Annotated in this window: 8 protein-coding genes; 5 read left to right on the top strand and 3 right to left on the bottom strand. The window is 64.7% G+C overall.

Annotation, left to right across the window (positions count from 1 at the left end; translation table 11 throughout):
- Nucleotides 1–302: 302 nt before the first annotated feature.
- Together ABZ948_RS39860 and ABZ948_RS39855 are read left to right on the top strand one after the other, a co-directional pair.
- Nucleotides 303–908 (top strand): PIN domain-containing protein, encoded by a 606-nt coding sequence (locus tag ABZ948_RS39860; RefSeq protein ID WP_359768027.1) that lies wholly within the window; start codon nt 303–305, stop codon nt 906–908.
- On the top strand, nt 899–3,265 hold the full coding sequence (locus ABZ948_RS39855; RefSeq protein ID WP_359768026.1) for an NACHT domain-containing protein: 2,367 nt from the start codon (nt 899–901) through the stop codon (nt 3,263–3,265). The genes ABZ948_RS39860 and ABZ948_RS39855 overlap by 10 nt, the downstream gene beginning before the upstream one ends.
- 394 nt (nt 3,266–3,659) lie before the next feature.
- On the opposite strand, the gene ABZ948_RS39850 is transcribed toward ABZ948_RS39855, so the two are convergent.
- From ABZ948_RS39850 to ABZ948_RS39840, 3 genes are all read right to left on the bottom strand, one after another.
- Nucleotides 3,660–3,974, bottom strand: a complete 315-nt coding sequence (locus ABZ948_RS39850; RefSeq protein WP_359768025.1) for a hypothetical protein — start codon at nt 3,972–3,974, stop codon at nt 3,660–3,662.
- Nucleotides 3,975–4,209: 235 nt separating this feature from the next.
- On the bottom strand, nt 4,210–5,883 hold the full coding sequence (locus ABZ948_RS39845; protein WP_359768024.1) for a site-specific integrase: 1,674 nt from the start codon (nt 5,881–5,883) through the stop codon (nt 4,210–4,212).
- Nucleotides 5,880–6,545, bottom strand: a complete 666-nt coding sequence (locus tag ABZ948_RS39840) for a helix-turn-helix domain-containing protein (RefSeq protein WP_359768028.1) — start codon at nt 6,543–6,545, stop codon at nt 5,880–5,882. Before ABZ948_RS39840 ends, ABZ948_RS39845 begins: the two co-directional genes overlap by 4 nt.
- Nucleotides 6,546–6,656: 111 nt before the next feature.
- Between ABZ948_RS39840 and ABZ948_RS39835 the strand changes: the two genes are divergently transcribed.
- The 3 genes from ABZ948_RS39835 to ABZ948_RS39825 all read left to right on the top strand — a co-directional run bounded on the left by ABZ948_RS39835 (nt 6,657) and on the right by ABZ948_RS39825 (nt 9,735).
- Complete coding sequence (locus ABZ948_RS39835) at nt 6,657–6,896, top strand: hypothetical protein (RefSeq protein ID WP_359768023.1); 240 nt, start codon at nt 6,657–6,659, stop codon at nt 6,894–6,896.
- A 290-nt stretch (nt 6,897–7,186) separates the two neighbouring features.
- Nucleotides 7,187–8,449 (top strand): DUF3631 domain-containing protein, encoded by a 1,263-nt coding sequence (locus ABZ948_RS39830; RefSeq protein ID WP_359768022.1) that lies wholly within the window; start codon nt 7,187–7,189, stop codon nt 8,447–8,449.
- Nucleotides 8,450–8,811: 362 nt separating this feature from the next.
- Complete coding sequence (locus ABZ948_RS39825) at nt 8,812–9,735, top strand: DUF2637 domain-containing protein (protein ID WP_435857794.1); 924 nt, start codon at nt 8,812–8,814, stop codon at nt 9,733–9,735.
- Nucleotides 9,736–9,854 lie beyond the last annotated feature (119 nt).

Here is a 9,854-nt window from a genome sequence, read left to right as displayed (position 1 = left end):
CCCCGCAGCCGGTGGCGACGGCCGCCGCGTCGCTGATGATCGTCACGCAGCTGTGCCCGGCCGGGCCTGCGCTCCTGTCTCCGCCCCGCTCCAGCCCTGCCGGCGCCCGTGCCGCGCTCCCGGCAATCAGCCGCTTGTCGTAAGAGAAGGAGTACGTCGTGACTGGGTCCAGCTAATTGCGGGAAAGTGGCGAGCAGGCGAGGGCATCAAGGCGCGCCCGCACGTCTGGCGTCCGACACGACAGACGCTCAACTTCCCAGGAACGCTCACGAACACCGCTACCCCTGCTCTAGTCTGCCGCTATGCAGACGGCTGACGCAGGTCAACAGACAACGGGCCTTAACGTGGCCCTCATTGACTTTAACAACCTGGACCCGCGAGCAAACACAAGACCAACAATTCAAGATTCCCTTGAACTGATCTCGAGTCTGATCAGAAAGGTATTTAGCCCGGGTAAGCCAACCCTGCCCCGTGACGCGATCGAGGTCGAGTGCAGAATTTACGATGGCTGGGTGGACCGAGCCGGTGGATACATGGAGAAATATAGAATCGCCAACTCACTGCTAAACACCTTGCGATCCCTAGAAGACGGCGTACGCATCATTCCGCGACTCGCTACCAGCCTAGCCTGCAATCCTCAAGCCAAACTGACTGGCACTTATAAGAATGGGGGGCAAAAGATGGTAGATCAAATGCTTGCCCAAGATGCCCACTTCTACTCCGAACAAGAGGAATACGATCGAATCCTAGTTGTTGCAAACGACGACGATTACGTCCCAGCGATGATGGCAACCTCCATTCGCTGGGGAAAGCCGATTGCATGGATAAGGAAGCGACCAACCACGCCTCACGATATGTATTTTCAAGCCCTAAATGTGGAGCTCATCAACGACCCCTCTTGGCTTTAACTCGCGCAAAAACGCCTCCCCTGGAGCAAAAAAAAATGATTTCTCGTACAAGCGAACCAGACGACCTGCAAAAAGAGCTGCGAGACCAACTCAGGAAAGACCTTGCCGGCTTTGCTGACCCGGGCATGCCTGTGACAATCAAGGAAACTGAGGAAGGTTGGGTCAAGGCAGACTGGGTGATCAGAGGGGATCGGCGAAGCGCTGACTTCCTACTCGCGGGGTCCAGTGACCTTCGCGATGTGACTGTCCGCACCGTCGGCAGTGCTGCCATCAGCTACGCTTCATTCCTGGCAGGCACAGATATGGCAGACCTTAGGCGACTTTCAACGAACATCGCCAATCTCATCAAAGGGGACAGCAGCTATGTAGCCCCTTACGCCGTACTGGATAACAGTCTCGAGGAAAATCTACCAAACACCGCCGCCAACACTCTCGTGCGGGAAGTCGCCCAAAGTTACGAGGAGCGAACAAACGTTGTATTCCTCACCGCCCAGGCGGGAGTTGGAAAAACGAGCTTGCTGCAACACGTCGTCCATGCCGTGGCCACGGACTATCGCTCGGGCCAAGCAGAGGCGTTGTGGCTCTACGTTGATGCACAGGGGCGTCGCCTCGCTAAGCTCGACGACGCTATTTCAGGAGAATTGGGGAAGCTTCGAGCCCAGTTCTCCTTCGATGCTGTAGCAGCTCTCGTGCGAGTTGGCTGTCTCGTGCTGGTGGTCGATGGATTTGATGAACTTTTGGGAATTCAAGGAAGCTACGACGAGTCCTTCAGTTCCCTAGCGAGCTTCCTGGACGAACTGCAATCTTCTGGCTGCGTAGTTGCTGCCGCTCGCAGCGCCTACTACGAGCAAGAGTTCGTGGGCCGTGTTAACTCTGCCATCGGATTCCGTACGGATGGGTGGGTGGTAAACCGTGTTCGCCTCCAACAGTGGGACGACGCTCAAGTCGACGACTATGTCGAGAAGCGTGCACGTATCGACGGGGCTCAGGCTGCGCGGATAAGCGAACTGAAAGATAAGGTGTCCACGGCTTTCGCAAGCGAGTCGGTAGGCCATCTCCGCGGAATGCCGTTCTTTGTTTCACGTGTCACAGACCTCTCACTGAAGGGCTCTGTGCTGTCTTCGGGTACGGACCTGCTGGAAGCGCTCGTAAACAGCTACGTCAGTAGAGAGGCGGAAGAAAAGCTTCGGGATAGCCCTGGACACAGCTATTTGACGGCCGATCAGCTCAGGGAGGTTTTCTCCGAGATCGCAGAAGAGATGTGGAGACAAGATACTCGTGAGCTCTCACGGACATCGCTTCGTGAAGTCCTGGAAGTCTGGCTAGACGTAGCCGGGCTCCCATCGGAAGCCCAATTGGCGATCGTAGATCGTGGCCCCTACTCCGCACTGCTACTGCCGGCAGACAAAGGCGCAGTGAAGTTCGAGCACGATGTCTACTACTCGTACTTCCTAGCCGGTCCAATTGTCGAATTGGCGCGAAAAGGGGAACCGCTCCCCCTGCGTCAAGCTCTACGGCGGAGCAACCTTCCGGTGGAGGCTGCCAGCATGGCAGGGGCTCGGCTCCGCACCCATGCCACAGAAAATCTAGAAGTACTCATGACTGCGTGTGAACGGCAAGACGCGAGTACAGAGCAAGTACGCCAGAACGCGGGGACGGTAGCGGCTGGCATCATGCGCGCCTATGATGGTCCGTTCGAAGGCATGGAGATTCGACTCATGCGCTTCGTAGACTGTGACATGAGCGGGATCACGATCAGGGAATCGACAATCCGAGACTGTGGATTCACCGGAAGCGACCTCCGGGATTTCCATCTTGTGCAATGCGCCGGAAAGCGCGTGAGTTTCGAGAGGGTGAGAGTAAATCCCTCCAGCACGCAGCTGGACATCTCGGGAGTTCCAGTCAACGAGTTCCGGGCTTTGCGACTGGTTCGCGACAGCACTAGCGACAAGCCTGTGTATGACCCGCGTAAGGTTTCTGAGATTCTGGCCACCTGCGGTCTGCCGGAAGCTCAGACTCCCGTCCCGCTTCGCCATGTGAGTGCTGATGTTGTAGGACTCCTAAACGATCTCAGCTGGCTGCTGGCTAAAACCAACTACTTCACGGAGCAGGACGGAACAGCCGACGTGCGCCGAGTCGTGCAACATCCTCAGTGGCGTACTGTTAGAAATGCCATGATTGATGCGGGGGTGTTGTCATGGAGTAAGAGGCAAACTTCTGGAAACAAGGAGTTCCTGCGAGTTCACGTCCCGCCTAATGATCTATTGGCTGGTCGGGACAGCCAAGCCACAGTTGTTCCGGCCGTCCGAGCGCTGTGGGACTCATTGGAGAACCTGTTCCCAGAAGAGGAGGAGTAGAAGGAAAAGGGCGCGCCTGGAATTCGGTTCGGTGACCTGTATTCCAGGCGCGGAGATGTGAGCAACATCAGAAAGATGAACCTGCCATACCAGATCTGGCGCCGCTGTCGCGGGTCGACCGTCGTGGCTTGCCCTGGTCGACAGCATCAGCAGCGTGGCTGAGGCCGGTGGGGGTGCAACGAGGCATACGCGAGCCTGATCGGTCAGCGCGCCCGCCGTCGCGGCTGACTGTCGTCGGCTGGGGTTCGTGCCACTGCCGTGCCAGATGCAGGGGTCTGCCACGGACAATGGGGGTGCTCTGTGGGCAAGTTACCGGGCGCTGCAGCAGGTATCGAAGCCCCAGCTCAGCAACCTCGGCCCCTCGCCGCTCTCCTAAAGTGGTTGTCCACCCCCGTCACTGAGTCCACACCCGCTCGAACTCTTCGGCCGGGATGGCTTCCAGCGGGTACTCTTCAGGGTCGAGCGCCTGGTCCGTCAGAAACCCGTGCTCGTCCTCTAGGTGCTCCCAGCTGTACCGGTGGAGTCGGCCGGCCGGAGTCAGCTCGGCCTGCTTGATGGCGATCAACTCACCGCGGTCGGGTACGGCCTCGAAGTACCACAAGCCGCCCTCCTCGTCGGCGTGGCGAAAGTGGTGCCGTAGGGTGGCCCCCTCATCAAGGGATCGGAAGTACTCCACGCTCTCCGCCTTGATGCGCTCCAGGTCAACCACAGGATCATCTTGCCAGCAAGCATGTGCGGTTGCACTGTTCTGACATCCATAGGTGACATCAACGCCCTCGGACGCCAGCACTCCTACGCGGTCGTGCACGGCTAACGCGGCCAGGCGGCTCCCCGACGGTGCGAGCAACGATCGAACTCCTAAAGCGGGTGTCGCAGGTTCGAATCCTGCCGGGGGCACAACGCGTTAGCGCTCTGACCTGGGGTTTCTCCTCCAGGGAGGGCTCCTACTCGGCCTCGGACTCCTCGTCCGGGGCCGTTTGCGTGAGCGGTGCGTGAGCGGACGGAGAGTTGATCTCCGGAATTTCTCCCAACGGATCAGCATCATCCGGCACGAACTCCGGGTCGGGCTCCTCCGCCTCGCCAGGCTCTGGCTCCGCTTCGAGAGCGGTGTTCTCGGAGGTGGTGCGGGCACGCGGGACGAGCCGGGCTGCGGCCTCGGCGATGGCAAGGTCGGCCTCGGGGAGCAGGCTCGTGTACGTGTCGGCCGTGATGGTGATCGAGGAGTGGCCGAGCATCTCCTGGATGTCCTTCAGGTCGGCCCCGGCCGCGTGGGCGAGAGTCGCGGCGCCGTGGCGGAGGTCGTGGAGCCGGATCGGCGGGAGGCCGATCTCCTCGTACAGCTCGATGAACCGCCGCGTGACGTTGGCGGGATGGAGCAGCTCGCCATTCTCCTTGGTGAAGACCCGCCCCGTCTCCACCCAGGCGCTCCCCCACTCTTCGCGGTCCTTGTCCTGCTGGGCGCGGTGCCGCTTGAGAGCCTGGACCGTGTCGGAGTCCAGTGCGATGGTCCGCGCGCCGGCGTCGGTCTTGGGGTCGTCCTCGTACACCTCCCAACCGTCGACCACGAGTTGCTTGGCGACGGTGATGAGCCCGGCGTCCAAGTGCGTGTCCGTCCACTTCTGGCCGCATGCCTCACCGCGTCGCAGCCCGCGGAAGGCGATCAGGTGGAACAGCGCGTACAGGCGGTCCTCCGTGACATGGTCGAGGAAGAGGCCGGTGTGCTCCGGCGTCCAGACCATCACCGGCGACGGCTTCTCGCCGGTGCGCTTCCAGTGGAGGATGCGCTCCTCGGTCCACACGAGAGCCTTGGGCCGCTTGCCGGCCTCCAACTCGACGTGGGCGGCCGGGTTGAAGGTGATCAGCTGCTGCGCGATCGCGGCGTTCAGCGCGGCCCGCAAGGTGGAGCGGACGCGCTGACGCGTGGCCGGACCGACGATGCGTCGGTAGGGCTCCATTTCTGCGATGGCCGCCTTCATCGCTTTGCGGCGGGCACGGTGCTCGCGCCCCTTCCACGGGATCTGGGCGAGGTCCTCGAACGCCTTGCGGCGGGCTGCGTTGCCCTCCGCGATCTCGACGTTGGCCTCGGCGATGGCCTCGAACATCTCCGAAAGGTGGGTGACCCGTAGGCGGTCGAGCCGCAGGTGCCCGATGCGCGGTTTGAGGTGCACCCGGATGTTGCTCTCGTCGCGGCTGATGGCGCTCTGCCGTCCCTTCTTGCCCGCCAGCCACATGTCCAGCCATTCGCCGGCCGTGAGTCGGCTCGTCAGGTCCAGGCCGTGGCTGAGGCGCCTGCGGGTCGCCTCAATGTCGGGCAGTGGCGCCTTTTCGTCGGCCACCTTCTCCAGCAAGTCGGCGATCCGGGACAGGCCCTCCACGTCGTCGGCATCGGCGAGTCCGATGAGTGCGCGGACGTGGTCGAGATCGGCCTGGGCGGCCTTCAGGGACTCGTAGCCGGCGCGGCTGAAGGAGCGGCGGGTGCCATCCTCGCGGGGCGGGAGCTCCTGGCGTATGGAGTACGAGCCGTGCTTACGGCTGGAGAGTTTGGGGCACTTCTTGCCGAGCGGTTTGCCGGTGTGGGCATCGCGGCAGTAGCAGCGGCGGTGGGTGGAGCCCTTCAAAGGCGTTCCTCCTGGGTGGTGTTGGGTTCTTCTTCGGGCGGGTCGACATCGCCCAGTGCGGGTGGCAGGTCGGGTGGGGTGGCGCCCTCCTCACGGAGTTCGCGGCGGAGGTGGCGGAGGCTGTACTTGGCGGAGATGGCCTGGTCTGCGTACTCGGTCCGCTTGCGCTCCGCTTCTTCCTGCCGGGCGCGGCTGGTCGCAGTCTTGGATACGAACCGTGCCCGTTCTTCCTCGTCGAGTGCGGCGAGCGCGGTTTGCACCAGGCTGGCGTGACGCTCGAAGTCGGGGACCAGGCCAGCGTCGTACATGGGCACTTCCTGCTCGCCGGTGAAGCGTCGTAGGGCGTCCCAAGTGGGGATGAGGTCCTGGAAGGGGAGCTCCTGGGTCTCCTCGACGTAACCGACCGGGAAGATCAGGCACACCGGGTACGTCTCCAGGGCCGCCGCCAGGACCATGACGTCCACGAGTGGCAGGTTGGCCCGGCGTCCGGACTCCATGTTGGCGATCACGTTGCGCGGGATGGGATGCCCGAGCTGCTCGCACCGGTCCGCGAGGTCCTGTGCACTCCATCCCATCTCCTTCCTTCTGCGCCGGACTTCGCCGGCCACGTTGGCCTTGATCCGATCTGCCCACTCCGGGAAGTCGTCCTCATCAGCTTCCACACCGCGTTGTGTCATGAAGACACATTAACTTGACCATGATGGTTGGTACACGCCTGGAGCCGGACGTGATGGGCACGTTCGCCGAGGGCTGTACCGAAAGGGGCGCACTGCATGCGCGAAGACGCGACGGCTGGACAGCCGAAGGACTCGAAGGGGATGAGCCGGGAGGAGCTGCTCGCCCTTCCCGTTGCCGTTGACCTGGAGACAAGCAATCGGGCTCTGGGGCTCGGGCGGAGCAAGGGATACGAGCTGGCGAAGCGTGGCGCCTACCCGTGCAAGGTGCTGCGGCTCGGCAACGCCTACCGGGTCGTGACCGCGGACCTGCTGGAGCTGCTCGGGCTGGCGGCGTGAAGGGGTGAGAGCTAGCGAACCGTTCTGCGCTGAGCTGACACAGAAACGCTGGACTGTTGCCGGGGCGTGGACGTACTGTCCGTCTTCCCTCGGGGCACACGCCCGGGCGTCCCGTCTCGGGACACAGCGCGCGTCCCGTCTCGGGACACAGCGCGCGTCCCGTCTCGGGATACAGCGAGCCTCCGGCGAGGCAACGCCGGAGGCTCGGGAAACTCCGTCGCCCGCATCCAACGAACGATCCGCGCCCGCCGGGCCTGCATGCCCGACGCCGCAGGAAGAGGAGCCGCCCAGTGCAACATGAGAACCCCAAGTCCTATTCCACCCCTGGTACCGCCGCCTGGCCGCCGGTCTCGGTGCCGGGCAACCCCGACCAGCGCGAACCCGAGAACGCCGCACCGGTCGACAACGCCGAGCCTCCGGAGGCGGCCCCGGACCCGGAGCCGACGCCTGGCTCGGCGCTGCTCGACGAACTGCGCGCACGGATATCCAAGTTCGTGATCCTGCCCTCGCCGGAGGCTCTGGACGCGGTCACGCTGTGGGTGGCGGCGACACATCTGCAGCCCGCGTGGCAGCACGCACCGCGTCTGGCGGTGGTGGGGCCGGCTAAGCGGTGCGGCAAGTCACGGCTGCTCGACGTGCTGACCGAGACGGTCCACGAGCCGATGCTCACCATCAACACCACACCGGCCGCCGTCTTCCGCTCGATCACCGAGGAGCCGCCCACGCTCCTGGTGGACGAGGCGGACACCATCTTCGGCACGCCGAAACAGGCGGAGAAGAACGAGGAGATGCGCGGCCTGCTCAACGCCGGCCACCAGCGCAACCGCTACGTCACCCGCGTCGTCGGCAACGACCACACCCCCCACCGGTTCGCCACCTTCGCCATGGCAGCCCTCGCCGGGATCGGTGACCTGCCCGACACGATCATGGACCGGTCGGTCGTCATCCGGATGCGCCGTCGCGCGGAGGGGGAGACCGTCAAGCCCTTCCGCTCCCGCCGCGACATCCCCGCCCTCCACGCTCTGCGGGACCGCATCGCCGCCTGGGCCCGGCCGCTGCTGGAGGCGGCGGCGGATCTGGAGCCGGAGATGCCGGTGGAGGACCGGGCCGCCGACACCTGGGAGCCCTTGATCATCGTCGCCGACCTCGCCGCCGGGCCATGGCCCCGCCATGGCCGCGAGGCGTGTGCGGGGATGGTGGCCGCGGAGATCGAGGCCGAGGAGGATCAGCCCGGCGAGGCCCGCATCCTCGCCGACATCCGCAGGGTCTTCGTCGCCCAGCGAGAGGTCGACAGCCTCTCCACCGACGAACTGCTGCACCACCTGCGGCAGAACCCCGAGAGCCCGTGGGCCGAATGGGGACGCAACGGGCTGACCGCCCGCGAACTGGCGACGATGCTGCGCCGGTACGACATCAAACCCGGCAACGTCCGCCTCGCCGACGGAACCCAGCGCAAGGGCTACATGCGCAACAAGTTCCTCGACGCCTGGCGGCGCTACTGCCCCACCGTTCACTCAGTGAACGCCGATCCCGCCGCCCCAGCCTCGGGCTGAGCTCCCTCCTCCCCCGGTGACCGTCCCTGCCGTCCCTGCCGTGATCTCGCAGGTCAAACGGCATGCGGCCGGGACGGAGACCGGGGGCAAGACGGCAACGCGATCATGACGACCGCGCTGCCTCCACCCTCACCCTGCCCCGATCCGTCTTGTGCCGTCCCGCGCGTCCCCGCCGTATCACCGCAGGTCACGGCACTTTCGACCGGGACGGCACGACGCAACCGCGCCGTCCCGGCAGGTACGGCCCGCCAACGCCTCCGGTACGGCGCATCGAGGCCCTGCCGTACCGGCCCTGACCTGCGGTTGCAACGGCCAAGACGGCCAAGACGGATCACCCCGCCCAACCCCCAGGAGCACCCCGCTTGACCCACCTCTCCACACCCACCCACCAGGACCACCGTCCCGACGAAGGACAACCGATGATGACCAAGGAGGATGCCGAGCGATACGCGCTCATCGCAGCAGGCGTTGTCATCGTGGCCCTCACCGCCGGCGGGTTTTGGCTCTCGTACGCCCACCTCGCCGAGGTCGCCGGACAGCACGGGCTCCGTGGCTCCCCAATCCGCCAGTGGGCCTGGCCCGCCACCCTGGACGCCTTCATCGTCGCGGGGGAACTGCTCATGCTCCGCGCGGGCCTGCGCCAGGTGACCGACGGGTGGGCGATCGCTCTTACGGCCACCGGATCGGTCGGTTCCATCGCGCTCAACGTAGCCGGGGTCAACGGCACGGGCAGCCCCGGCACCGTGCCCATCCTCGACTACGTGGTCGCCGCGGTTCCCCCGACCGCCGCGCTGCTGGCCTTCGGTGTCCTCATGCGGCAGATCCACCAACTCGTCGCCGACCCAACCGACATCACCGAACGCCACACACCTGCCAACCGCAGCCACAACGGCGACCGGCCCGCTGCCCGTACCGAAGACGGCTCCGGTCAGTTGGAGCCAGCCGATCTCGAGGTGGCAGATGGTCCGGCCGACGTGGCGCGGGATTCTGCCGAGGTGGCGCAGGGCGCCGCCACAGTGCCGGAACCCCCGCAGTCTTCCGCCGAGCCGGAAGACCAGAAGCCCAGCGCTGTGTCCGACGAGTATCTCGCGATGGCCCGCACCGCGCCGCTGGGACGCGGAGACCGCGCCTCGCGCCGCCACATCGAAGCGACGATCCGTGGCAAGGGCCTCCCCATCAGCAGGGCCGACGCGGAAAAGCTCAAGGACGTCCTGCAGGCCGAACTTGATGAGGCCGCCTCTCAGCGGCAGGACGGCCTCGACAAGACCCCCGCTGCCGCTCCATGAACCCTCCGCAACCGCTCCCATGGCTGCGGTGCAACTCGCATCGCTCGTCCCCCGCGCAGGTCAGCGCCGACGCCGGCTGGGTGCGCGGCGGTCCCGTCAAGGAGCAGAAGAAGAAAGAG

It is taken from the genome of Streptomyces olindensis (assembly GCF_040645895.1).
In the GTDB taxonomy this organism is placed as follows: domain Bacteria; phylum Actinomycetota; class Actinomycetes; order Streptomycetales; family Streptomycetaceae; genus Streptomyces; species Streptomyces olindensis.
Note: the sequence above shows the minus strand (reverse complement) of the source record. Positions and strands in the feature narration are given on the sequence as shown.

Bases quoted from the DNA above. Each gene is read 5' to 3' on its own strand.
- ABZ948_RS39835 (WP_359768023.1), top strand. From the start codon at position 6,657: ATGCGCGAAGACGCGACGGCTGGACAGCCGAAGGACTCGAAGGGGATG.
- ABZ948_RS39860 (WP_359768027.1), top strand. From the start codon at position 303: ATGCAGACGGCTGACGCAGGTCAACAGACAACGGGCCTTAACGTGGCC.